The organism is Plantactinospora sp. CNZ320 (genome assembly GCF_002846275.1).
Genome location: NZ_PJMP01000001.1, coordinates 3049085 through 3074049 on the forward strand (window position 1 = coordinate 3049085; position 24965 = coordinate 3074049).

The 24965-nt window shown below is 71.4% G+C and carries 19 protein-coding genes and 1 riboswitch; of the genes, 13 read left to right on the forward strand and 6 right to left on the reverse strand.

Going from position 1 to position 24965, the window contains the following annotated elements; genetic code table 11:
- Nucleotides 1-109: 109 nt before the first annotated feature.
- Nucleotides 110-430, reverse strand: coding sequence for a hypothetical protein (locus CLT71_RS13360; protein ID WP_101367385.1), 321 nt, complete (start codon nt 428-430; stop codon nt 110-112).
- 252 nt (nt 431-682) lie between these two features.
- Between CLT71_RS13360 and CLT71_RS13365 the strand changes: the two genes are divergently transcribed.
- Nucleotides 683-3085, forward strand: coding sequence for a tetratricopeptide repeat protein (locus CLT71_RS13365; protein WP_101367386.1), 2403 nt, complete (start codon nt 683-685; stop codon nt 3083-3085).
- Between the two features lie 92 nt (nt 3086-3177).
- On the opposite strand, the gene CLT71_RS13370 is transcribed toward CLT71_RS13365, so the two are convergent.
- The gene (locus CLT71_RS13370; RefSeq protein WP_158242225.1) at nt 3178-5430 is read right to left on the reverse strand and encodes a tetratricopeptide repeat protein; all 2253 of its coding nucleotides are present in this window, start codon (nt 5428-5430) and stop codon (nt 3178-3180) included.
- Between CLT71_RS13370 and CLT71_RS13375 the strand changes: the two genes are divergently transcribed.
- The 4 genes from CLT71_RS13375 (at nt 5395) to CLT71_RS13390 (ending at nt 12088) form a co-directional block, all read left to right on the forward strand.
- Nucleotides 5395-6849 carry a NucA/NucB deoxyribonuclease domain-containing protein gene (locus CLT71_RS13375; RefSeq protein WP_158242226.1) on the forward strand — a complete coding sequence of 485 codons (1455 nt, stop codon included), beginning with the start codon at nt 5395-5397 and terminating at the stop codon, nt 6847-6849. The genes CLT71_RS13370 and CLT71_RS13375 overlap by 36 nt on opposite strands.
- A gap of 214 nt (nt 6850-7063) precedes the next feature.
- A complete protein-coding gene (locus CLT71_RS13380) occupies nt 7064-9604 on the forward strand; it encodes an ABC transporter permease (protein ID WP_101367389.1) in 2541 nt (846 codons plus the stop codon).
- An 83-nt stretch (nt 9605-9687) separates the two neighbouring features.
- The gene (locus CLT71_RS13385; RefSeq protein WP_101367390.1) at nt 9688-10602 is read left to right on the forward strand and encodes a cation diffusion facilitator family transporter; all 915 of its coding nucleotides are present in this window, start codon (nt 9688-9690) and stop codon (nt 10600-10602) included.
- Between the two features lie 248 nt (nt 10603-10850).
- Nucleotides 10851-10978: riboswitch (cyclic di-AMP (ydaO/yuaA leader) on the forward strand.
- A gap of 6 nt (nt 10979-10984) precedes the next feature.
- Nucleotides 10985-12088: a coiled-coil domain-containing protein gene (locus tag CLT71_RS13390; RefSeq protein WP_486483247.1), complete on the forward strand. Its 1104-nt coding sequence runs from the start codon at nt 10985-10987 to the stop codon at nt 12086-12088.
- A 72-nt stretch (nt 12089-12160) separates the two neighbouring features.
- Here CLT71_RS13390 and CLT71_RS13395 read toward each other — a convergent pair whose 3' ends face one another.
- Nucleotides 12161-13402 carry a cellulose-binding domain-containing protein gene (locus CLT71_RS13395; protein WP_101367391.1) on the reverse strand — a complete coding sequence of 414 codons (1242 nt, stop codon included), beginning with the start codon at nt 13400-13402 and terminating at the stop codon, nt 12161-12163.
- A 208-nt stretch (nt 13403-13610) separates the two neighbouring features.
- On the opposite strand from CLT71_RS13395, the gene CLT71_RS13400 reads away from it, so the two are divergent.
- The 5 genes from CLT71_RS13400 (at nt 13611) to surE (ending at nt 17118) form a co-directional block, all read left to right on the forward strand.
- Nucleotides 13611-13943 (forward strand): YnfA family protein, encoded by a 333-nt coding sequence (locus CLT71_RS13400; RefSeq protein ID WP_101367392.1) that lies wholly within the window; start codon nt 13611-13613, stop codon nt 13941-13943.
- A 3-nt stretch (nt 13944-13946) separates the two neighbouring features.
- Entirely contained in the window at nt 13947-14576 is a 630-nt protein-coding gene (locus tag CLT71_RS13405; protein WP_101367393.1) for a carbohydrate-binding module family 20 domain-containing protein, read from the forward strand.
- A 187-nt stretch (nt 14577-14763) separates the two neighbouring features.
- Nucleotides 14764-15252 carry a DUF2269 domain-containing protein gene (locus CLT71_RS13410; protein ID WP_101367394.1) on the forward strand — a complete coding sequence of 163 codons (489 nt, stop codon included), beginning with the start codon at nt 14764-14766 and terminating at the stop codon, nt 15250-15252.
- A 38-nt stretch (nt 15253-15290) separates the two neighbouring features.
- Complete coding sequence (locus CLT71_RS13415) at nt 15291-16268, forward strand: 1-phosphofructokinase family hexose kinase (RefSeq protein ID WP_486483248.1); 978 nt, start codon at nt 15291-15293, stop codon at nt 16266-16268.
- Between the two features lie 22 nt (nt 16269-16290).
- Nucleotides 16291-17118, forward strand: a complete 828-nt coding sequence (surE, locus tag CLT71_RS13420) for a 5'/3'-nucleotidase SurE (RefSeq protein ID WP_101367396.1) — start codon at nt 16291-16293, stop codon at nt 17116-17118.
- Between the two features lie 48 nt (nt 17119-17166).
- On the opposite strand, the gene CLT71_RS13425 is transcribed toward surE, so the two are convergent.
- Nucleotides 17167-17538 carry an STAS domain-containing protein gene (locus CLT71_RS13425; RefSeq protein ID WP_101367397.1) on the reverse strand — a complete coding sequence of 124 codons (372 nt, stop codon included), beginning with the start codon at nt 17536-17538 and terminating at the stop codon, nt 17167-17169.
- Between the two features lie 437 nt (nt 17539-17975).
- Here CLT71_RS13425 and CLT71_RS36975 point away from each other — a divergent pair, with 437 nt between their 5' ends.
- Both CLT71_RS36975 and CLT71_RS13430 read left to right on the forward strand, forming a co-directional pair.
- On the forward strand, nt 17976-18116 hold the full coding sequence (locus CLT71_RS36975) for a hypothetical protein (RefSeq protein ID WP_158242227.1): 141 nt from the start codon (nt 17976-17978) through the stop codon (nt 18114-18116).
- Nucleotides 18117-18266: 150 nt separating this feature from the next.
- The gene (locus tag CLT71_RS13430; protein ID WP_101367398.1) at nt 18267-18704 is read left to right on the forward strand and encodes a hypothetical protein; all 438 of its coding nucleotides are present in this window, start codon (nt 18267-18269) and stop codon (nt 18702-18704) included.
- Between the two features lie 128 nt (nt 18705-18832).
- On the opposite strand, the gene CLT71_RS13435 is transcribed toward CLT71_RS13430, so the two are convergent.
- Nucleotides 18833-21568 carry a cellulose binding domain-containing protein gene (locus CLT71_RS13435; protein ID WP_101367399.1) on the reverse strand — a complete coding sequence of 912 codons (2736 nt, stop codon included), beginning with the start codon at nt 21566-21568 and terminating at the stop codon, nt 18833-18835.
- Nucleotides 21569-21860: 292 nt separating this feature from the next.
- Nucleotides 21861-24023 carry a hypothetical protein gene (locus CLT71_RS37450; RefSeq protein ID WP_199187591.1) on the reverse strand — a complete coding sequence of 721 codons (2163 nt, stop codon included), beginning with the start codon at nt 24021-24023 and terminating at the stop codon, nt 21861-21863.
- A gap of 259 nt (nt 24024-24282) precedes the next feature.
- Between CLT71_RS37450 and CLT71_RS13445 the strand changes: the two genes are divergently transcribed.
- Entirely contained in the window at nt 24283-24960 is a 678-nt protein-coding gene (locus CLT71_RS13445; RefSeq protein ID WP_101367400.1) for a BON domain-containing protein, read from the forward strand.
- Nucleotides 24961-24965 lie beyond the last annotated feature (5 nt).

The following is a 24965-nucleotide window of genomic DNA, read 5'->3' on the forward strand; positions in this document are numbered from 1 at the left end:
AGTGTTTCTGGTCATCACACTCCCGAGCATGAGACGAGCAGGAAGCCGACCTGGGCGCCTGGCACGGTGGTCGTGATCGCCCCGGACCCGACCACCGTGCCGCTGAGACTCACTGACAGGCGTAGGTGCCGCTGACGCGGCCGCCGTTCAGCCGGAAGACATGTGGGGTGGCACCCACGCAGGTGTAGCTGGCGTCGCCATCGCCCTGCGCGACGATGACCCACTGTGCGGGAGAGACGTGGTCGTCGTATCTTTCGATCTTGACCGGCCAGGGAATCTCGCTGTCGGGGTCGTAACAGAACTGCCAGTTGTGACCGCCGAGAACTCCGTTGTGGAAGGTCAGGTACGGAATCGGTTTGTGGCATCCACTGGCTTGGGCCGCACCAGCGGTGCTCACCAACGTGCCGGCCATGACCATGCCGACCGCCACGACGCTCGTGGCGACCCGACGTAGCGATCTGTTCAACGGTTCCTCCCCGACCTGCGACGCAGGAATCTTGACCGCATCCCACTCTCCTCTCGACTGGAAGCCACTACGGTCGTGGCTCCATCCAGTGGGCACTGCCTACTGCGGACAGTCGCTTTGCGATAGCGTTTCGCCGCTGGTCTCACGTCCGGCCGTTTCCAACGCTCCGGACAACGCCGGACAGCCCACGCGGGCCGGCTGGGAGGGGGATGGGCGGTGCCGACCGACGGGCCGGACGAGCTTCTCCGGCACCTCTGCGACGATCTCCGTCTGTTGTGGACACAGGCGGGCGGGCCGAGCCTACGGGTGCTCAGCGCTCAGGTCGGCCTCGGTAAGAGCCAGCTCGGCGCGATCCTTACCGGCACGATCCGCCGACCGCCGGACTGGGACGTGGTGCGGCGCCTGGTCGAGAGCTTCCACGCGTACGCGCAGGCCAACGATCGGATGGCGCAGGTCTCCCTGCGCACCGGTGTCGAGGAGTTCTGGCGGCCCCGGCACGCCCTACTGGAGTACGCCTGCCAGCGGACAAGGAGACAGACGCCGCCGGGTGTGGCCCCGTCGGCCACGCCCGTCCCCGGGCGGGGCCGGGTGCTGTCCGGCGCGGGCCCGGTCCCCCGGCAACTACCGCCGGGAGTGCAACGGCTTGCCGGCCGAACGGCCGAGCTGGCTTCGCTCGACCGACTCGCCGAAGCGAGTTTCGGCGGCTCCGCCACAGTCGTTACGATCGACGGTACCGCCGGGATCGGCAAGACCGCCCTCGCGGTCTGCTGGGCGCACTGGGCAGCCGACCGATTCCCTGACGGGCAGCTCTACGTGAATCTCGGCGGATTCGACCCCGGCGGAATGGTGGTCTCACCCGAGGAGGCGACCCGGGGATTCCTGGCCGCGCTCGGTGTGCAGCCGAAGCGGATCCCGGACACCCTGCCGGCCCAGGTCGCGCTCTACCGCAGCCTGCTCGCCGGCCGGCGCTTCCTGGTGCTGCTGGACAACGCCCGCGACGCCGGTCAGGTCCGCCCGTTGCTGCCTGGCAGCGCCGGCTGCATAGCCTTGGTGACCAGCCGCAGCCGGTTGACCGGACTGGTCACCGAGGGAGCGCATCCGCACAGCCTGGATCTGCTGGATGCGCGTGAAGCGGTGGAACTGCTCATGTTGCGGCTCGGCACGGAGCGCGTCGCGGCTGAGCCCGAGGCGGTCAAGGAGATCATCGCCCGCTGCGCGCGGCTACCCCTCGCACTCGCCATCGTGGCCGCCCGGGCGGCCAGCCAACCGGTGCTGCCGCTGACCAGCTTCGCCGCGCAACTGCGTGAACCGTCCCGAAGCCTCGACGGGTTGGCTGTGGCGGACACCGACGCCGACCTACGCACGACCTTCTCCTGGTCGTACCGGGCGCTGAGCCGGCCGGCCGCCCGACTGTTCCGGCTGCTGGGCCTGAACCCGGGTCCGGACATCGCAATCCCCGCTGCCGCCAGCCTCGCCGGCCTTTCGGTGGAGAAGGTCCGCCCGGTGCTTGCCGAACTCGTCCGCGCCCACCTGCTCGCCGAGCACAGGTACGGTCGCTACACCCTGCACGACCTGCTACGGGCGTACGCGATCGAACTCGCCCACGCCCACGAACCGCCGAACGGGCGGCGGGCCGCGACAGGCCGGCTTCTCGATCATCTGCTGCACACCGCCCGGGCGACCGTCCTGTTGCTCGACCCGAACCGCCAGCCGATCACCTGCGCACCGGCGCGGGCAGGTGTGGTCAGTACGGCGTTCGCCGACAGCAAGGCAGCGATCGACTGGAGCGCCAGCGAGCAGCCGGCCCTGCTCGCCGCGATCCGGCTGGCCGCCGAGACCGGTTTCGACGAGCACGCCTGGCAGTTGACCTGGGCATGCGAGCCGATGCTCCACCGGCAGGTCCGCCGGCACGAATGGGCCGCGGTGCAGGAGGTGGCGCTGGCCGCCGCGCAACGGCTGGACGACCCACTCGCCCAGGCGTACGCCCATCGCGGGCTCGCCCGGGCCTACACCGCCATGGATCGACACGCCCGGGCACACCAGCACTACGACAGCGCCCTGAGACTCTTCGCGGCGGCAGGCAAGCCTGTCGACCAGGCGCACACATACCTGAACCTCAGCCTCGTCTGCGAGCGGCAGGGACTTGGGCGGGAGGCGTTGGAGTACACCAGACAGGCCCTCGACCTGTTTCGCCAGGCCGGGCACCGGCTCGGGCAGGCCCGCGCGCTGGGCGGTCTGGGCTGGCAGCATGCCCTGCTCGGCGAGTACGAGAAGGCGATCGCCTCCTGTCAGCGCGCGCTTGCCCTGATGGAAGGCGGGGACGTCGTCGGTCAGGCCCAGACCTGGGACAGCATGGGCTTCGCAAACCACCACCTCGGCCGCTACGACCAGGCCATCACCTGCTATCGGCAGGCCCTGGAACTGATCAGGGAGCACGGCGACCGCAGCAACGAGGCGGAGATTCTCATCCACTTCGGAGACACCTGTACCGCCACCGGCGACCCTGACCGGGCCCGTGCCGCATGGCGACAGGCGCTCGACATCCTCGACGGCCTCGGCCAGGACACGACTGCGGTCCGGGACCGGATCGACCGCATGACCAAAACGGGACCCAGCTAGCGGATTCGCGGTCGCCGGTGCTCCCCGGACCGGGAGCTTTCGACATTCAGTAGTGGTTGGTGCTCTGCACCATGCCTGGCAGCACGAAACCGTCAGTGCGCCAGCCGTGCCCGTACCTTTTCGGCGTCTTGATGGCGCACGTTGTCGAGCAGTGCGAGCGCCTCGCGCCAGGCCTCCTTCGCGGCGACGGTTTCGCCCGTGCAGGAGTGGGCGTCGCCGATGTCGGCGAGGATGAGCCCGGCGAGATGGTCGTCACCTGCCTGGCGGAAGCGGCCCAGGGCCTGGTGATAGCAGGTTAGCGCCTGTTGGTGGTCGCCGAGCCGGTGATGCGAGTAGCCGAGGCTGTGCCAGGCGTTGGCCTGACAGATCGGGTCGTCGACCTCGGCGGCGAGGGTCACCGAGCGCTCGCAGTGTGCGAGCGCGTCGGCGTACTCGCCGAGCAGCGCCTGATACCAGCCGACGGCGTTGAGCGCGCGGGCCTGTCCCGGCCGGTCTTCCATCTCGACGCAGATGCCGAGCGCGTGTCGTGCCTGGTCGCGCGCCACATCCAGCCGGCCTTCCCGCTCGCTGAGCAGGGCCAGACTCAGCCAGGTACGTCCCTCCGCGTGCCGGTCGCCATGCCGCTGCGCAAGTTCGAGTGCCGCACTCAGATGTGTGCGTGCCTGGTCGTAGCCTCCGAGTCTGAGGTGCGCGCGGGCGAGATGCCGGTGTGCTCCGGCCTCTCTGAGTGGTTCGCCCAGCCGCCGGGCGGCGGTGAGTGCCGCCTCCTGGATGGAGGCCAGGTCCTTCCAGTGGCCACTGCGGTCGAGGTAGTCGCCGAGCTTCTCGGCGAGCTGCCAGGTGATCGCGTCCTGGCCGTGCAGGACGGCGATGTCGACGGCGCGCAGCAGGGCCGTGTGTTCGGCGGCGAACCAGGCTGAGGCGTCGGCACCGGGGTCCCCGACCACGACGGCAGGCGGCGGTGCCTGGAGCGGAGGCTCGGCCCGGCATGCTGCGGCGTGGGCGGTGTGCAGGTAGTGGTGGAGCAGGCGATGGGCTGCCGCCTCCCGCGCGCCGTCCGGTTCGGCGTCGCGGACCAGTTCGGCGGCGTACCAGTGGAAAAGGTCGTGCATGACGTAGCGGTCGGCGCCGCGACGGCTGAGCAGGTTGCCTCGCACCAGTTCGGCGAGCGCCGCACCGGCTTCGGTGACGCTCACCGCGGCGAGGCTCGCGGCGGCCGCGACCGAGATCGGCGTTCCGGGATGCAGGCCGAGCAGCCGGAACAGGCGCGCCGCCGCCGCCGTGAGGGCGTGATAGGACCAGGAGAACACGGCCCGGGTGTCGCTTCGCGGGTCGTCGCCGGCCAGCGCGTCGAGACGGGCCGCGCTGAGTTCCTCGGCGAGGGCCTGCAGCGGGGTGTGCGGGTTGGTGGCGGCCCGCGCCGCAGCCACGCCGAGCGCCAGTGGCAGGCCGGCGCAGAGGCCGACGATCGTGGCGGTCGCGGCGGGCTCGGCTTCGGCGCGGCCGTCGCCGACCCGGGCGGCGAACACGATGTGGGCGGCTGCGTGCGGGAGCGGGCCGAGCGTGATCGGGTGTGCCCCGTCCAGGGCCACCAGGCCGGTGAGCCGGTTGCGGCTGGTGACCACCGCCGTGCAGGTGGCCGTCGCGGGAAGCAGCGGACGCACGTGGGCACTGTCGTAGGCGTTGTCGAGCAGGATCGACACCCGTCGCCCGGTCAGCACGCTGCGATAGAGCGCCGCGGCGGAGTCCTCACCCGCGGGCACCTGCGAGTCCGGCACACCGAGCGCGGAAAGGAACGACCGCAGGGCATGCGCGGCCGTCACGGTACGGCCGCTCGGGTCGAATCCCCGAAGGTCCACATAGAGCTGCCCGTCCGGGTACAGGTCAGCGGTCCGGTGCGCCCAGTGCGCCGCCAGGGTGGTCTTGCCGACGCCTGCGGCACCGTCGATCGTGGCGATGGCCACGACGCCCGCCGCCCTGGTGCCGTCGACCAGCCCGTCAAGGCGGGCCAGTTCCTCGTCACGGCCGCTGAAGTGCCGGGGCGGGGGCGGGAGTTGGCGAAGCACCAGCCGGGCGGCAACGGGAGCTGCCGGGTTGCCGCTGCGCCGGTGCTCGTCGATCCGATCCCGGGCGGTGGCCAACGCGCCCTGCTCCGCCGAGCTCGCGCCGAGCAGGCGTACCAGCGCGTCGAGGCGGTCGGTGGGGGCGAGTGTGTGCCCGGTGAAGTATTCGGCGACGGCGGTGGTGGACCAGCCGGTACGTGAGGCGATCTCCCGGTAGGTCAGCTCGCGATCCCGGAGGTGCCGGGCGTGCCGGCGGCGCAGAGCGCGCAGAAGCGCTGCCATCTGGCTGGTCGTGACGGCGACCGCCGCCCCGTCCAGAAGCTGCTCACCGAGGCCCTGTGCCATCACCGCTCTCGCCACGCACGCCGGTGCCGGCAGCGTACCCGGACGGCCGGCGGCGGAAGCCGTTCGCCAGTGTTCGCCGATGTTCGCCGATCGGCGGAATACCGCACGTTCGGATGGTCATCCGGCCACCATGCCCGCAGGGGATCGACTCAGTTGGAGGTATCTATGGCTCTCTTGCCGGTGAAGTCGCTCGCGCGTGCGGCCGTCGGGCTGTTGGTGGTTGCGGGCACGGTCTTCGCGCTGGGCCCGATGACCGCGGCGGCGGCGCCCGTGGACGTGGCGCCCGCAGACGTGGCGCCGGCGTCTGGTTGCACCACGTCGGGCGTGCCGGACGGGTTGGTGGGCTGCGTCCGGCTCGGGGTGAGCACGCATGCCTCCGCCCGTAAGACCGCCGCGGCCGCGGCGATTCCGGCGGGATGCGGCAATGGCAATTGGGTCAACATGTCGCGCTTCGTGATGTGCAAGTCGGCCGGTGGCATATACCAGGTGATGGTGGCGCAGAGCGGCAGCGTCGTGGGCGAGATCTACTTCAACTACGCCAGCATAGTAACGCTGCAGGCCAGAGACCTGCGGTGGACGCACTCCTTCGAATACAACCCGGTCCGCGCCTGGGGTACGCTCGGCACCCCGACGCTCTGGTCGGCACCCGATTGCTTCTTCTACTGCAACATCGTGGGTGGCAACCCGCCGGTCGGCGGCGCGCTCAGCGACCTTTCCGGTTCGGTGACCTTCACCTCGCCGCGCTTACCCGGCCAGTACTGGGGTTCGAGGTCGGACTGGGGATTCTGGTTCGTCAACCCGGCGGCCGTCAACGGGGTGACCCTCACGTTGTGGACCAACTACCCGGGTCACCGCTGTGACGACGTGCTTCCGGGTGGCACCGCGGGCTGCGTCAATCAGGACTTCGTCCCGACCCTCGAGGTCCCCGAAAGCCGCTATCCGATGTACGCCTTCCACATCAGGAATGCCATCAACACCACCAACCTGCCGTCGCGGCTGACCCGGACGACCAGAGAAACCGAGATCACCGCCAACCGGAACATCTCCTGCCCGACAGGTGCGAACTACCCGCGTCCGCCCGGCGGCACCCACACCTGCGACGAGTACCCCTTCGCCTCCACCCTCCAGGGCGCCGCATCCAATCCCGCCGGGTTCACCTTCAACTTCGACACCAAACGGTTGGGAAGGCTCGTCTGCCAGGTGCCCTGGCTGACCGAACACCGCAGCACCACCAACCGTGGCTACAGCGTGTGCATGATCCCCACGGCACAGAACAGCCTTGGCGGCTCTGACCTACAGGCGTTCTTCCTCGACAACCGGGTCATCGACCGGGACAACTTCAACGTGCGCGCCTAGTCGGCCGATCGTCATGGCGGTTGGTGTCCAGGCGGACATCAACCGCCATGACTCTGTTGATCCGACATCACGCTGTCGGAGACGGTGTGCCCCGCAAGGAGCCGACACCGGCCTGTCCGTATCTCGACAGCCCGGCGCCGCCGCGCCCCGCCTCCGGCGACACTGGCCGGATGCGCCCCGTCGAGCCGGTGCACCCCGGCACCCGCCCCGGCGGATGAGCCGCCCGCTGCTCCGGCTCGCCCTGGCCGGGCTGCGCGCGCACGCCGTACGGGTGGTGCTGACCGGGTTCGCCGTGGTGGTGGCGGTCGGCTTCCTCGCCGGCACCCTGGTCTACGGGGACACCGCCCGAGCCGCCTTCTACACCGACCTGGCCCGCTCGGCCCGGAACGTGGACGTGGTGGTCGAGCCGGAGCACGGGCTGCTCACCCCGGCGACGGTGCGGCGGATCCGGGCCGTCGACGGGGTGGCGGCGGCGGACGGGCGGGTGGTGGCCTGGCTGGGCGTACTCGACCGGAACGGGAAACTGATCACCAGCCAGGACCACATCGGGTACGCCCTCTCGGTGCCGGGTGACGCCGCACTGGCCCCGTACGACGTGGCCGCCGGCCGGCTGCCCACCGTTGCCGGGGAGATCGCCCTGGACCGGGCGACCGTGGCCGGCTCCGGCTTCACCCTCGGCGGGCCGGTGACGGTGCTGGACCGGGCCGGCACGGCACACCAACTGCGCCTGGTCGGCACGCTCGACCTCGGGGTGAACCGGCTCTACGGCGGCTCGGCCGTCGCCGCGCTGACCTCGGCCGACCTCGGCACGCTCACCGGTACCGTCGACTACGCCCAGGTGGTGGTCCGGGCCACCGAGGGCACCGACCCGGCCCGGCTGCGGGACCGGATCGCCGAGGCGGTCGGCCCCGGCGCGCAGCCGCTGACCGGGGCCGAACTGCGGGACCGGCTCGCCCGGCAGGCGGCGAAGTACGTCGACGGCTTCCTCGCCGTACTGCTCGGCTTCGGGCTGGTCTCGCTGACCGTCTCGGCGTTCGTCATCTACAACACCTTCGCGATGCTCGGCACGCAGCGGGTCCGGGAGGTGAGCCTGCTCCGCTGTGCCGGCGCGTCCCGGGCGCAGGTGCGCGGCGTCGTACTCCTGGAGGCGGGCGTCCTCGGCCTGCTCGCCTCGGTCGGCGGGCTGCTGGCCAGCCTGCTCGTCGGCTACGGGCTGATCCGGGGACGGGAACTGGTCGCCTCGGACATCCCACTGCACGCCCCGGTGGTGCGCTGGCCGACCGTGCTGGTGGCGCTCGGCTTCGGCACCCTGGTGACAGTGCTGGCCGCGCTGGTGCCGGCGGTGCAGGCGAGTCGGGTACCGCCGCTGGCCGCACTGCACTCCCGCAGCGCCGTGGCGGTGGGCGGGGGCCGGCGCGGCCGTACCCGGATCGCTGTCGCGCTCGGCCTGGCCGGGGTCGGCGGGCTGGCCGTACTCGTCGGGTTGCCGTTGGCCTTTCCCGGGTTGCCGCTGGTGCTCGGCGGCGGCATGGTCGCCTTCCTCGGCGCGGTGGTCGCGGCCCCGCTGCTGGTCCCCCGGGCGGTCCGGCTGGTCGGCTGGCTGCCGGCCCGGCTCTTCGGTCCGGTGGTACGGCTGGCCGTGGTCAACGCCCGACGCGATCCCCGGCGGGCGGCGGCGACCAGCACCGCCCTGACCATCGGGGTGGCCCTGATGGCGATGTTCAGCGTGCTGCTGGCGACCGCCCGGGAGCAGGCCGGACGGGAGCTGTCCGAGAACTTCCCGGTCGACTTCGTGCTGGACCGGGTCCGCACCGACGGCTCGCCGACGGCGGTACGCGGCCCGCTGCCACCCGGGCTGGCCCAGCGGCTGCGCCCCGATCCGGCGTTCGGCACCGTCGCCGAGGTACGCCTGGCCAACTCGCCGCTGAACGCACGGATCCGGATCTGGGCGGTGCCGCCGGAGCGGCTGCACGGGCCGGTACGTCCCGAGGTGACCGCCGGCAGCCTGGCCGGGCTGGTGCCGGGGACGGTGGCGGTGAGCCGGCAGTTCGCCGCCGACCGGGGCGTCGGGGTCGGTGACCGGATCGCCCTCGGGCTCGGCCCACCGGCCCCGTTGACAGTGGTGGCGGTCTACGACGACTCCCCGGTCGACGGTGCCGCCCTGGTCTCCTGGACGTCGTTCACCGCCGCGTACGGCCCCGGGGAGCCGGACCGGCTGCTGGTCGACCTCGCCCCGGGGGTGTCGACGGCGGCGGGCCGGCAGGCGCTGGACGCGGCCCTGGCCGACCAGCCGGCGGTCCGGGTACGCGGCCTCGCCGACCAGGCCGACGCGCTCGCCCGTACCCTCGACGAGCTGTTGGGGATCTTCGCCGCCCTGCTCGGCATGTCGGTGCTGATCGCCGTGCTGGGCATCGGCAACACGCTCGCGCTCTCGGTGGTCGAACGCCGCCGCGAGTCGGCGACGGTCCGGGCGCTGGGCCTGTCCCGCCGGCAGCTGGCCGCCATGCTGCTGACCGAGGCGGCGCTGGCCGGCGCGGTAGGTGCACTGGCCGGGATCGCCCTCGGCGTCGGCCTCGGCTGGACGGCGGCACTGGGGCTGATCCGCGGGTACGGGCACGGATTGCCGGCCGTACCCGTCGGTCAGCTCGCCCTCTGCGCCGCGCTGGCCGCCTCGGCGGGGGTGCTGGCCAGCCTGCCGCCGGCCCGGCGGGCCGCCCGGGCGCCGATCGCGGCCACCCTGGCCGACGAGGGATAGCCGGTCCCGCCGTTTTCCGGCTGGGACGACCCCACGGCCCGGCAGTATCGACAGCGGGGGTGACCGGGACGGAGGGAGCGGCGTTGGGGGCCGGGCACGACCACGGGGGGCGGTTGACCTGGGCGGCAGAGCAGCACCGGGGGCGGCTCTGGGCGGCCTTCGGGCTGCTCGCCGTCCTGATGGTGGTCGAGACGGTCGCCGCGCTGGCCACCGGCTCGCTGGCGCTGCTCTCCGACGCCGGGCACATGTTCACCGACGTGCTCGGGATCGGGATGGCACTGGCCGCGATCACGGCGGCCCGGCGGGCGGTCGGCGACCCGCAGCGGACCTTCGGCCTCTACCGCCTGGAGGTGCTGGCGGCGCTGGCCAACGCGGTACTGCTGTTCGGGGTGGCGCTCTACGTGCTGGTCGAGGCGGTACGCCGGTTCGACGACCCGCCCCGGGTCGCGGCCGGTCCGATGCTCGTGGTCGCCACGCTCGGCCTGCTGGCCAACGCCGCCGCCTTCGGCCTGCTCCGGGCCGGTGCGCGGGAGAGCATCAACCTGCGCGGCGCATATCTGGAGGTACTCGGGGACCTGCTCAACTCGGTGGGAGTGATCGTCGCCGCCGTGGTGATCATCCTGACCGGCTGGCGCTGGGCGGATCCGATCGTGGCCCTGGCGGTCGGGCTGTTCATCCTGCCCCGCACCTGGCGACTCGGCCGCAGCGCCGTACGGATCCTGGTGCAGGCCGCGCCCGAGCACCTCGACGTGGCCGCCGTACGCACCCGGCTGGCCGGGGTACCCGGCGTCTGCGACGTACACGACCTGCACGTCTGGACCCTCACCTCCGGGATGGAGGTGGCCTCGGCGCACCTGAGGCTGGACCGCGACGCGGAGGTGGGTACCGTACTCGCCGCGGCCCGGTCGGCGCTGCGCGAGGACTTCCACATCTCGCACGCCACGCTCCAGGTCGAGCCGAACACCGCGCCCGGGGGCTGCGGCCCCACCGACTGGTGACCACCGAGCACGCCGCGTGACATCGCGGTCGGCCGGCGACCCTCGCACACCTGCCCCGCCAGCCGTCGAGACTCACCGATAGTTAGCGGCATCTTAAGTTTTGAGGCTGCGTCGGCCAGCTTTGTCCGGATACATCCGCCCAACTCGGAAAATCGCGAATCCGGCTCCGACAACGCCACGTGTCCCCGGCGAACGACTGCCGGTAAGCTCGGCTCCGGTCTCCGCCGGGCGGCGCCCTCCGGCGCCTGCGGGGACCGTCGCCTAATCGCACGCGCGAGCCGGGGAACCACGTACCAGGGGTGTATCCGCGCCAGCGGTAGGGATCTTCCGTCCCGAACCCGTCAGCTAACCCGGTCGGCGGCTGACGGAAGGACATTGTCATATGCCGTTCCTGGCACCCACCCGACAGGCTCCGGCGTCCGCGCGGAGCGCCACGAGACCGCACCGGAAGGTCGCGACCACAGCGGTCGTCGCCCTCGGCATGGTCCTCGCGGCGCTCGGCGGCGCACCCGCGCAGGCGGCACCGGAGTACGCGACCCCCGGGGCGCTGGCCGCGGCACCCGGCGGCGACGACATCGACGGAGGCACGGACAGCCTGCGCGAGCAACTCCAGACCGCCAGCAAGGGCTATCTGACCGCCAAGAACAAGTTGGACAACTCCGTCAAGCGGCAGAAGGAACTGAACCAGCAGCTCGCCGAGCTGCGTACCGAGGTGGCGACCCGGAGCGAACGGGTCGCCGAGATGGGCAACATGGCGTACCGGACCGGTCGGCTCGGCCAGGTCTCCGCACTGCTGAACAGTGGATCTCCGACCAGCCTGGTGGACCGGGCCGCCGCACTCGACACGATCTCGGCGAACGAGAGCCGGGAACTGCGCGGGCTGCGGGAGAGCCTGGACAAGGAGACCCAGGCCAAGGCCGCGCTCGACAAGGAAATCGGCGAGCAGCGCAAGCAGGTCGAGGTGATGGAGACCCGCAAGAAGCAGGCCGAACGGGCGCTTGCGGCGGCGAACAACAGCGGCGGCGCCGCCGCCGGGATCAGCGGCAGCGGGGGCGGGTCGGCGCGACCGGCACCCCGTAACGCCGACGGCTCCTGGCCGGACGAGTCGTGCAGTCTCAACGACCCGACCACAAGTGGCTGCATCACCGCGCGCACCCTGCACGCGTTGAAGCAGGCCCAGGCGGCCGGCTTCACCCGGTTCGTCTCCTGCTTCCGCAGCGGAGGCAGCGGCGAGCACCCGAAGGGTCAGGCGTGTGACTTCGCCGCCCAGAAGAACGGGTTCGGCGGAGTGGCGACCGGCGGCGACCGGACGTACGGCAACAACCTGGCGGCGTACTACGTGCGCAACGCCGATCGACTGGGTGTGCTGTACGTGATCTGGTTCAAGCAGATCTGGCTGCCGAGCAGTGGTTGGAAGACGTACAACGGGGGCAACGGTGACCCGTCCAGCGATCACACCAACCACGTACACCTGTCGATGCACTGATCGACCGCACCGCACCATCGCGAACCGCCGGCACCGCCCGCCACCCCTGGGCAGTGCCGGCGGTTCCCGCTATCAGCAGCCGATCCGGGTCGAGCCGAGCGCCACGTCGTCGAACCAGAGCGTGTTCGCGCCCTCGCCGTAGCTCTCCCAGCCCAGCCGCAGGTCGGTCAGGTTGGGCCGCCAGTTGGCCCGGTTGTACCACTGCCCATCGACATCGTGCGTCGGCGTACCGTCGGCGGTCAGCCCGGTCACCGCGGTCCCGTTGACCCAGGTGGAGAGCCGGCCCTGCGCGCCGTCCACCATGAACTCCAGGCAGGTCCACTCGTTGACCGGCAGCGGCGCGCTGAGTGCGACACCGTTCGGGCTCTGCTCCGGCAGGGTGGCGTCGTCGGACGCGCGGTTCCATTGCAGGGCGCGGTTCTGCCCGCCCATCCGCAGGTCACGGTTGCCGTCGGCCGCGTCCCGCATGGCCAGGAAGGTCACGTGCGAGGTCGGCAGTGCCGTGGTGTGCCGGACCCAGAGCCTGGCGTACCGCACCGCCCCGACGCTGCCCAGATCGCGGGTCGAGCCGACGAAGACGTGGTTGCAGTAGCCGACGGCACCGTTGATGCGTACCGAGCGGGTGCCCTGGTGCGCGACCGAGGTGTCGATGCTGGCGGTGCCGCTGCCCGAGCAGTCCGGGTAGCTGACGGTCCAGTCGCCCGACGGCGCCGTACCGGTCTGGTTCTCGAAGCCGTCGCAGAGCACCGCGCCGCCGCAGCCGCTCGGCGGCGGAGTGGTCGGCGGTACGGTCGGTGGTGGTGTCAGCGTCGGCGGCACGCTGGTCGGCGGAGTAGTCGGCGGCCTGGTGGTCGGCGGCGCCGTGCTCGGCGGGGTGGTCGGTTCGGCACCGTTGCACGGTTCACCGTTCAGGGTGAACCCGCTCGGTGCCGCCGAACTGGCGGCATAGCTGCCCTGGACGCCGAACTCGGTGGAGCCGCCGGCCGGCAGCGAACCGTTCCAGGCCACGTTCCGGGCGGTGACCGTCGCGCCGGACTGGGTGACCTGGGCGTTCCAACTGTTGGTGATGCGCTGGTCGCCACCGTAGGTCCAGGTCACGGTCCAGCCGTTGACCGGGGTGTCTCCGGCGGTGACCCGGACGGCGGCGGTGAAGCCTCCGGTCCACTGGTTGGCCGTGTAGTTGACCAGGCAGCCGGCGGCGGCCTGTGCGGTCGACGTCGGCCCGGTGCCGAGCACGGCAGCGCTGCTCGCGGCGATCGCGGTCACCGTGGCCAGGGCCAGGGAGACGCGACGGTACGGTGCGGAGATCCGCATGGGAGTTCCTCTCGGACGACTGCCGGCCCGTCGCCGCCCTGGCGCGTGCCGGCGGTGCTGTTACGACAACGAGTGACCGACTCCCGGGATCACCGAGCCGTCACCGGACCGGCCAGCCCGTACCGGTGGTGTGACGGCGCCGACCAAGCTTAGAGACAGCCATCGATGCAAGCAACCGGCGCAGTCGCCGACCAGCAACAATGGCGAGGTGACGATCACCCGCTCGCTGCTGCTGTTCCTGCTCGCCGCCGTTGCCGAGATCGGCGGTGCCTGGCTGGTCTGGCAGGGCGTACGCGAGAACCGCGGCCTGCTCTTCATCGCCGCCGGCATGCTGGCGCTGGCCGGGTACGGCTTCGTCGCGGCGTTCCAGCCCGACCCGCACTTCGGCCGGGTGCTCGCCGCGTACGGCGGGATCTTCGTGGCCGGCTCGCTCGGCTGGGCGGTACTCGTCGACGGGTTCCGCCCGGACCGCTACGACCTGACCGGCGCCGCCATCTGCCTGGTCGGGGTAGCCGTCATCATGTACGCCCCACGCGGATGAAAGTTGTGCAAGGACCGGACGACGAGTCACCGGCACCGGAGCTGCGACAACGGCCCTGACCCTCGATCCGGGGCAGCGATCTCTGCAAACCGAACCCGCTCGAAACCAACCGAACCATCACAGATATCCACGTTCCAGACCAGCCTGCCGGCCGGCACCTACTGCGACGTGCTGGCCGGCGACTTCAGCGGCGGCTCCTGCACGGGTACGACGTACCAGGTCGACACCGCCGGCCGGGTCACCGCGACAGTACCCGCGAACGGTGCCCTGGCGCTGCACGTGAACGCGCGGACCTCGGGTGGCGGCCCGGGCCCGACCCCGACGGGCGGCTCCTGCCCGAGCGTCGCCACCAGTTTCGCGGTGACCGCGACGACGGTCTGGGGCGAGAACGTCTACGTCACCGGCAACGTTCCGGCGCTCGGCAACTGGAACCCGGCGAACGGCGTGCCGCTCTCCTCGGCCGGCTATCCGGTCTGGCGCGCGACTGTCGACCTGCCGGCCGGCACGGCGGTGCAGTACAAGTACGTCAAGCGCAACGGCGGCCAGGTGGTCTGGGAGAGCGACCCGAACCGGACCCGGAGCACGCCGTCCAGCACCCCCTGCACCGCGAGCTGGACCGACACCTGGCGCTGAGCCCCTCGGCCGGAGTGAGGTGTCGGTTCGTGATGGTGCCAGGGTGTCACCGTGGTGACACCCTGGCACCTCGCGCGAGGGACTACCTGGCGCCGGCCCGGGGCGCCGGCTGTACGTCGAGGCGCGTATCCGGGCGGTCGACACCGGCACGACGTCCGGGCGGCGTCCCGACGGCAGCATCACTGCCATGACGCTCTCCCCGCCCTGGCGAAAAGCCCTGCTCACCCTGCACGTGGTCACTGCTGTTGGCTGGTTGGGGGTCGACCTGGTGCTGCTGACCCTCGGCGTGGCCGGGGCGGGTGGTGCCGACCCCGAGGTGGTCTATCCGGCGATGGCCCTGGTCGGGCAGACCGTCTTCGTACCGCTGAGCGTGCTGGCCTGGCTGGTCGGCGTCGCCAGCGCGCTGCTCACCCCCTGGGGCCTGGTCAGGCACCGGTGGGTACTGGTCAAGTTGGTGATCACCACCGTGATGGTCGGTGCGGTGCTCTTCGCGCTGCGGCCGAGCCTCCAGGCGGCCGAACTCGGCGCGGCGACCCCGCCGGACGCCCGGCAGGGACTGCTGGCGGCGCCGATCGTCTCCAGCTCTCTGCTGGTGGTCGCCACCCTGCTCTCCACCTACAAACCGTGGGGACGCCGGGTCCGCTCCAGGGTGGGGATCGTGTCGACACGCCGGTGAGCTGCATAAACAGCGGGCTACCAGGGAACCTAACGGGCATGAGCGGACATGTCATGGTTTTTGCCCCGGACCCCCAGTTGACGGTCACGATAGACCAGCCCGCCGACGAGACCGAGATCCACCTGCATCCGGGCGGCCAGGGGGTGTGGCAGGCTCGGATGATCAAGTGTCTGGGCGTGCCCGTGGTGCTCTGCGCCGGGCTCGGCGGCGAGATCGGACAGGTCCTCGAACCGCTGCTCGCCGGCGAGGGAGTCGACCTCCGGGTGATCCACCGGGAGTCCAGCAGCGGCGGCTACGTGCACGACCGGCGGGACGGCAAGCGCCACGAGATCGCCTCGGTGCCGGGCCACCCGCTCGCCCGGCACGAACTCGACGAGCTCTACAACCTCGCGCTCAGCGAGGGACTCGGCGCCGAGGTGAGCATCCTCAGCGGTCCCGGCCACCCCTCGCTGATCGCGCCGGACATCTACCGCAGGCTCGCCGCCGACCTCGGGCACAACGGCAGTCGGGTGGTCGCCGACCTCTCCGGCCAGCACCTGGCGGCCGTGCTCGACAGCGGTGTGTCGGTGCTCAAGGTCAGCCACGAGGAACTGCTCCGGGACGGCCTGGCCAGCGACGACAGCGAGGCGGAACTGCTCCGGGTGATCCAGGCCCTGCACGCGCGGGGAGCCGAGTCGGTGGTGGTCAGCCGGGCCGAGGAACCGGCCCTGGTGCTGATCGACGGCGAGGTGGCCCAGCTCGACATGCCCCGGCTGGAGGTGGCGGACCCGCGCGGCGCCGGTGACTCGATGACCGCCGGGGTGGCGGCGATACTGGCGCAGGGCGGCGACCTCCGGCTGGCGATCCGGACCGGGGCGGCGGCGGGCGCGCTCAACGTCACCCGGCACGGGCTCGGCACCGGCCGGCCGGACGCGATCGCCGGCCTGGTCGACCGGGTGACCCTGGCGCCGATGCAGGTGGACCGGCAGGATCGGTTGACCCCTGACGAGTTGGCGCACCGGACGACGAAGTCGTGACGATCCGGGTACTGGTCACGGCATGACGATTCGGGTACTTGTCACCAACGACGACGGCATCGGTGCTCCCGGGCTGCGCTGGCTGGCGCGTACGGCTGTGGAACGGGGACTGGACGTGGTGGTGGCCGCCCCGAGCGAGGAGGCCAGTGGCGCGAGTGCCGCGATGAGTGCGGTGGAGCGGGACGGCCGGGTCGTCGTCGAGGAGCATCCGATCGAGGAACTACCTGGCGTGCCGGCGTACGGGGTGGCCGGCTCACCGGCACTGATCACGCTGATCGCCCTGCACGAGGCGTTCGGGCCGCCGCCCACGGTGGTGCTCTCCGGGATCAACCGGGGCGCCAACGCCGGTCGGGCGGTGTTGCACTCCGGCACGGTCGGAGCGGCGTTCACCGCCGCCGCGAACAACTGTCACGGGATGGCGGTCTCGCTCGACGTACTCTCCGTGCACGAGGCGAGCACCGGCAGTGGCGGCGCGGCGGTGGCCGTACACCGACCGGAGCGGGACGAGCGGCGGCACTGGGCGACCGCGGCCCGGGTGGCGCTGGATCTGCTGCCCCGGTTGACCGCCGGACCCGTGCAGAGCGTGCTCAACGTGAACTCCCCGGACGTGCCGTACGAGCGGCTGCGCGGAATCCGGCGGGGCACCCTGGCGGGATTCGGGCAGGTACAGATGACGGTGGCCGAAGCCGGCAGAGGTTTCGTGCGTACCGCCCTGGAGGAGTCCGGCCAGCGGGTCGAACCCGGTACGGACGTGGCCTGGTTGGCGGAGGGTTACGCCTCGGTGACGGCGATCCGGGCAATCACCGAGGCGTCCGACGTGGACCTGTCAGGACTGGATGATCCACGGTAGGGGTGGATGGAATCCGAGCCGCGACGATCGGGCCGCGGGTCGGGGCGATCAGACGCCGGGGACCTTCGCCTCCTCGGCGACGGCTCCGGCGCCCGCGAAGTAGGGCTCCGGCGCGCCGAACAGGCCGAGGAGCCCGGTGACCCAGAGCTGCCGGTGGACGAACCGGCTCGGTTCGGTGACCACGAGCTTGACGCCGCTGACCTCCGCAGTCTGGAAGCCGGCGACCATGGCGCTGATGCCGACGGAGTCGATGAAACTGACCAGTCGCATGTTGAGCTCGATCCTGGACGGTCGCCCCTTGGTCAGAACCCCGGCGATCGCCTCACGAACCTCGTACGCCGTATCGACGTCGATTTCTCCCCGAGGGGCGATCTCCACAACTCCACCAGGCAGGACCGACTTGACGATCGACAGGCTCACGCGAGCACCTCCACTCGCCCATGTCCGGGCGCCTAATCAGTACGCGGGCCGCGACCGAGAGTATTCCTCTCACGGCCCCGATCGCCACCCTTCCGGACGGGCAATCTATTCAACGAGCCGACAAACTACGCTGGTAACGGGGCAAACTACGCCAAATTTTCCTGCACCGTCCGCTTACGCACCTCCACCGTCACGTCCTCAGCGTAGCCGCCCCGCAGGTCGGACCGGGCCACCGGTGCCCTGTGTCGTACCTCGCCCGGCCTTTCCGTACCCGGTACCCGAATCCCTGTCGCCTATGCGACAGCCGGCTACCGGCGGGGCCGACGGAACCGCTGCGACAGGTGCCGTCGAGCGGGGCGGGCGGTACCAACCAGCACCTAGCATGAGCGCATCGGCCGTCGTCGGACGGGCGATCCGGGCTCGGGAAGGGACACCTGATGCTGAGGAAGCTGATCGGACTCGCTGGGGTCGGTGCACTGCTGGCTCTGGTACTCGCCTGCGGATTCGGCGGCGGAGGCGATGACGACGACGATGACGACGATTTCGCCCAGCGTGCGCCGATCGTCCTGCTGCACTGAGCACACCGGCCTGCTGCGCCGGGAACCTGGTGATCGCGGGTTTGCCAGGAAAGACACCTGGGCACCTCCCGAGTAGCAACCCGCAACCGCGCCGAACAGACGCCTCTGTCCGAAGTGGCCGCTGCGTTCGGCAACCGAGGAGGTAGCACGATGCTCGGAACGAACCTGCTGAAACATCAGAGCAAGCCCGAGCGGATCGCCGACCAGGCGTGGGAATACCTGACCGGCGCCGTCAACTCTGCCGGCGACTCGGTGAAGTACACCGCCCGCTCGGCGCGGCGGACCGGCGCCCACCTCACCAGCAACGCCGGCGACCGGGTCGGCGCCGTGACCGACGAGGCCCGGGTGCGGGCCGGCCGGGCGTACGACGCCCTCGCCGGCCGCCGTCCGGGCCTGCCCTGGGGCTGGCTGATCGGGGCGGGCCTGGTCGGTGCCGCCGTGGCCTGGGCCGCCGCCACCGCCTCCCGGGCCGCGCTGGCCCGTGCCGAGCGGGAGCTGCCCGCCCACGACGGCATCGAGTTCGTCGACGTCGACCGGGCCAACCCGGTCGACCGGGCCAACTCGTCGGTCCGGGTCGACACCGCCTGATCCCCGGAGCCCCGCCCGGCCGGTCGGGCGGGGCTCCGGAACCACGGGCCCGGTGCGGTGACGCACCGGGCCCGTCGGGCGTTCGCGGCCCTGATCAGCCCGCGATCCTGGTCAGCTCGCGATCCTGGTCAGCTCCGCGCACAGGTGAGCGGAGCCGGTACGGCGTTCGCACCGGTCCAGCTGCCGAGGAAGCCGAACGTCGTGCTGGCGTTCGGTGCCAGGTTGCCGTTGTACGCGACGTTCCGCACCGAAACGGACGAACCGCTCTGGGTGTGCGTACCGCCCCAGATCTGGTTGATCGTCTGCCCGTTGGTGAAGGTCCAGCCCACCGTCCAGCCGGTCATCGCCGACGTGCCGGTGTTCTGCACTGTCACCTCGGCCTGGAAGCCGCCCTGCCACGAGCCGGTCACCCGGTAGGCGGCGGTACACGCCCCGCTCGGCGGCGCCGTACCGGTCGGAGTCGCCGTCGGTGTCCGGGTGGGCGTCGGGGTGGCCGTCGGTGTCGGAGTGGCCGTCGGCGGGCGGGTGGTCGGGGTGGCCGTCGGCGGGTTGGTGGGGCCGCCGAGCCGGTCCGCGACCAGGATTCCGCGACCGTTGGTACCGAGGTAGACCCGGCCGTACACCCTCGGGTCGCCGGTCAGCGCCTCGCCCATGTTGCCGTACTGGTGCTTGTCGTCGTTGATCCGCACCCAGCTGCCTCCGGCGTCGTCCGACCGGTACACCCCGCGCACGCCGTCGACGGTGGCGACCGCGAAGACGGCCGGGTACGTCTGTCCGGGCGCCGCCCGGCCGAAGCCGACGTTCACCGCGCTGCTCACGTTCGACAGCTTCGTGAAGCTCGCCCCGGAGTCGGTGGACCGGAAGATCCCGGTCTCGCCGGCCAGCCAGACGTGCCCCTCGGCCCCGGCCACCGCCTTGAACTTCGCCCCGGTGCTCGGCAGGCCCGTGGCGGCGGTGGCGGTGAAGCTCTGCCCGCCGTTGGTGCTGAGATAGAACCGGCCGGCCGAGTAGCCGTAGAACCTGTTCGGGTTCACCCGGTCGGCCTCGACGGTGGCGTTCGCCGGGATGCCGCTGGACTGGCTCCACGAGTTGCCGTACCCGACGGAGTAGACCACCTGTTGCCCGGCGTCGCCGGGCGCCCAGACGAACCGGCTGCCGTCGGCGGCGGCCGCGACCGTGCCACCGCTGTTGATCCCGCCCGGCTCCTGGCCCTGGAACCAGTTCGCCCCGCCGTCGGTGGAGAAGGCGACGTGGCTGTCGTTCGGCCGGTCGGCGTCGGTGAAGTTGCCGGCCCGGACCATCACGCTCGGGTTCAGCTCGGCGAAGTCCAGGCTGGTGGTGCTGGTGAAGACCGGTTGGGTGAACATCATCGCCGGTACCGCGTCCAGGTTGGTGTGCCGGAAGCCGCCGATGTCGCCGAGCGCGCTGACCAGCGGGGCGCCCGTCGGCGGGCTGACCAGGTCGAGCACGGCGGTCTCCTCCAGGCCCCGGACCATCGGCCGGATGGTGACCGTGCCGCCGCTGTCCCAGTTGCGCAGGTTGGTGGTGCCGTAGATCGTCGCGCCGGTGCCGTACATCAGCCGGTTGCCGTCGAACGGGTCGATCTCCACGGACTCGTTCATCCAGCCGAGCTTCGGAGTCTCCTCCGGCGGGGCCGGGTTGGCGCCGAAGGTCAGCCACGGTACCGAGCTGATGTCCATGGTGTAGCGCTTGGTCCGGTTCGGGTACGAGCTGAAGTCCCAGATCCGGCTCCAGGTCGCGCCGCCGTCGGTACTCCGGAAGAAGATCGCGTCCGGCCACCAGGAGATCTGCGTCGCCACCATGATGGTGTTCGGGTTCTGCCGGTCGATCGTCAACCCGCTGTAGCCGTAGTACGCGTCCGCGCTGCTCGACGGTACCGGGCTGATCTGCGTCCACGCCCCGGTGGCCCGGTTGAACTTCCAGACGTCGCCCTTGCCCCCGTCGTACGGGCCGCCGGCGTCGCTGGTCGCGATGTAGAGGTAGCCGCCGACCGGGTCGACGACGCCCTTGTGCGCCAGGTAGCCGGTGGGCTGCCCGGCGATCCGCTCCCAGCTCGTACCGCCGTTGGTGCTCCGGTAGACCGGGTTGGCCTTGTCCGCGACCCCTACGTAGATGGTCTGGGTGGTGTTCCCGGTCGTGCCCGTCGACTTGTCGAAGCTGACCCAGGTGACCCCCTGGTTGCCGTTGAGATAGTTGTTCGGGTCGTTCGGGTCCTGCGCATAGTTGCCGGCGTTCGGGAAGTTGCCGACCTTCGCCCAGGTGGCGCCGTGGTCGGTGCTGCGCCAGAGCCCGTTGCCGCCCTCGGCGCCGTAGTAGACGATGCTGTTCCGGTTCGGGTCGACGGCGAGCCGCTCGCCCTGGCCCCGGCCCGGCATGTTGCCGCCGACCTTGAACGGCAACTGGTACGCCTGCCAGGTGTTGCCCTTGTCGGTGGAGCGCAGGATCGCGCCGTTGTTCGGGTCCCAGTCGTTCGTGTACATCCCGACCGCCGCGTAGACCCGGTTGGTCTGCACCGGGTCGGTGGCGATGCTGAGCACGCCGTTCCAGCCCCACCGGTCCCAGCCGACCCAGTCCAGCAGCGGGGTCCAGCTCTGGCTGGACTGCTCCCAGCGGTAGGCGCCGCCGATGTCGGTGCGGGCATAGATCAGGTTTCGCTCGGTGGGGTTGAAGACGATGCCGGGGACGAAGCCACCACCGTCGATCCGGACGTTCCTCCACGAGTACGGTTCCGCTGCCGCGGCCGAGGCCGGTGCGGCGGAGGGGCTGACGGCGACCTGGGCCACCACTGCCACGGCGCCGGCGGCCAGTACGGCCGCGAGCGCGCTGGCAAGACTTCTACGCATGTACGGCTCCCTGTGTCACAGAGCTTGCGCTGCTTCGGCGTACGCGACTGTGGTCCGACGAGGACTGACGAAGCGTCGGCGCGGCGGCACTGTCCGGGTGTTTGCCGGCAACGCCGCGCCACCGGTGCGGTCGCGCCGATCGCGCGCACGGACGGAAGGCTCCAACCGGGAGCTTGCCCTGCTCCCGTGGCGTCGTCCTGGCTCCCGGAACGGCGTCGTGCAGACGTTCACACACGGCTGTACACGCTGTCAATAGTTGGAGTCCTAAACTAACGCCGGTGACGGGTCCGGTTCAGTTGAGCCGGAACACCACCGAGCCGGCGACCTCCTCACGGGTCACGCCCAGGCCGTCGACCGGCCGGTTCAGCACCTCCTGCCACGGCGTACCGGCCAGATACTCGGGCAGCACGACGACGGTACGGACCCCGATCTGCCGCAGGTGGTCGACGCTGAACCGGTCGGGGAAGCCCGCCGTGATGCCGAGGGTCTGCGCCTGCGACTCCGGGGTGAAGGCGGCGAGCCCGTTCACGATCTTCGGGAAGCCGTCGGTGGACCAGAGCATCACGCTGAACTCCAGGGTGCCGCTGCTCGGCAGTACCAGCAGCGGACCCTCGACCCCGCGCAACGCCGCCGGCTGCGGGATCACCGGTGCGTGCGGGGTGGTGTTCACCCCCTCCAGGACCATCAGCGCGAGCGGGACCAGCGCGACCAGCCCGACCAGCACCCTGCGGAACCGGGCGGCCACCTCGCCGAACTCGGCGGCGCGCTGGCCGGGTACCGCCCGCTCCGGCTCCTCGGTGCCCGGTGGCGGCTGGTAGGCGGCACTGCGCAGCACGGGCAGCCCAGCGAGCGCTGGCACCCCTGTGCCGGACCGCTCCCCCGGCTCCGGCACACCCCGGTCCGCGTCCCGATCCAGACCAGCCTGCCCGGGCTCGACGGCATCGGCCGGCCGGGCAGCATCGGCGGGCTCGCTGGCATCGGCCGGGTCGGTAGCGTCGACAGGTTCGGTGGCGTCGGCGGGCTGGCTGGAGTCGGTGGGCCGGGTGGGGTCGGTGGGCCGGGTGGGGTCGGCGGGATCGTGCTCGGGCGAGCGGTCGGCGGACGGCTCCCCGCCGAGCTGGGTCAGCGCGGTCAGCGCACCAGCGGCCAGGATGCCGAGCAGCAGGGTCGTCCAGAGCACCAGCCGGCCGGAGGTACGGATCGCGTCGAAGCCGGGCGCGTGCAGCACCAGGGTCGCGTACCCGGGATTGCCGTCCCCGCCGAGGGTGGTGCCGCTGGCCAGCCCGACACTGATTAGCACGCCGACCGCCAGCATGATCCGGTGCCGAGTCCGCCAGACCGAGAAGAAGAGCCCGGCGAAGGCGAGCCCGATCAGTACGACCCCGGGGAGCAGGGTCATCTCCCCGGCAAAACTGAGGCTCTCCCGGGCGAGGGCGTGCCGCTCGCCCCAGAGCCAGTTCTCCGGCGGTGCGGTCAGGAAGCCCCGCCACGGCGGCGAGAACATCTCCACGTGCGCCAGGGTCCGCCGGCCGGCCGGATGCCGGGCCACCACCTCCAGGTAGGGCAGCGCCATGAAGATGCTGACCCCGCTGAAGACCGCCCCGCCGGCCAGGTCGGCCAGGAGCAGCCGCCGGCCGAACGGTGGACGCGACCGGCGCCGCCACCACGACCAGCCGAAACCGGCGCCGGCCGCCAGGCAGACCAGCGCCAGCACGTAACCGAACGGCAGCCCGATGCCGAAGCCCAGGGTCATCTGCCAGGCGGCCACCAGCCAGCCGGCGAAGGCCCAGCCGGGACGGCTGCGCTCCGGTCGGTAACCGTGCCGCAGCGACCAGCCGTGTCCGCGCGCCAGCATGGCAAGGGCCAGCGCGATGCCGCCGATGGAGAGCACGTGCAGGTGCCCGGCCTGGGCCAGCTTCCAGGGGGCGTACCCGAAGGCGACCCCGGCCGCCGCCGCGCCGATCCGGCCCGCACCGAGCTGCCGGACCAGCGCGTACGCCCCGACGAAGGCGAGCGCGTGCACGAGTACGTAGAGGATGTTGTATCGCACCACGCCGGCTACCGGACCCTCGCCGATCATGCCGGCCGGGGCGTAGCCGAGCAGGGTGTCCGAGTAGGCGTAGGTGTAGGGCTCCGGATAGAAGGTGTTGGAGTGCCACAACTGGGTGGGATCGTGCAGCAGCACGTGCCCGCCCCAGGCGATCTGCCATGCCTGGAGCGTGGGATCGCCGATGTCCTGCGGGAGCGTGCTGGTGATGTCGCGCAGGGTCGGCCAGGTGAGCACCACGGCCAGCAGCAGCCCGCCGAGTACGGCAAGTGTCCACTCGTGGCTGACCAGCCGTACCAGGAAGGGAGCCCGGGGTACCCGATCCGGGCCGGCGGGCGCGGTGCCCGTCCCTGGTGATCCCGTCCGGTCGTCGGGTCCGGCCGGCGCCGTCTGCCGCTCGATCGTCATCCTGCCCATTCCTTCCGGCCCGGGCCCTGTCCCCCGCACCACACCGGCACTTCCCCGGAGCACACCGGCATTGATGATCCATGATGCCGGCCGGGCCTGTCACGTCCCCGCTCCGGCTCACCCCCGCCGGGTGAGGAGCACTCACCCGACGGCGGGCCAGAGTCGATCGCGGACGTGACCGGAAGGCGCAGCCTGGTGACCGGGAAGGCGCAGCCTACCGGTCGGCCCGACCGCCGCACTCGACCGCCGGAGGAAGAGAATGGCCAGCCGCGTGACGAGCCGCAGCGACGAGGAGATCCAGCGCGACATCCTGGCGGAGTTGGACTGGGAGCCACGGGTGCAGCCGAACGAGATCGGCGTGGCGGTGCAGGAGGGCGTGGTGACGCTGCGCGGCTGGGTCGACAACTACGCCAAGAAGTGGGCGGCGGAACGGGCTGCGCAGCGCGTACACCGGGTCCGGGCGGTCGCCAACGACATCCAGGTACGCCTGCCCTCCTCAGCGGAGCGCGACGACCCCGAGATCGCTGCGGCGGTCACCCGGGCCCTGGACTGGGACGCCTTCGTCCCGGGCCCGGAGATCGACGTGACCGTCTCCAACGGCTGGGTCGTGCTGCGCGGCGAAGTCGAGTGGGAATACCAGCGCCGCGCCGCCGAACAGGCGGTACGCCGGCTCACCGGAGTACGCGGTCTGACCAACGGGATCTCGGTGCGACCGCAGGAACGACCCGAACCGGACGAGATCTTCGGGCGGATCCAGAGCGCACTGGTACGCAGTGTGGAGACCGACGCGGCGGGGATCGAGATCCGGATCGAGGGCGACTCGGTGGTGCTGACCGGCACCGTCAGGTCCTGGCTCGAACGCGAGGAGGCCGAACGGGTCGCCTGGTCGGCGCCGGGTGTGACCCGGGTCGACAACCACCTCACCGTACGGCTGTGAGGGGT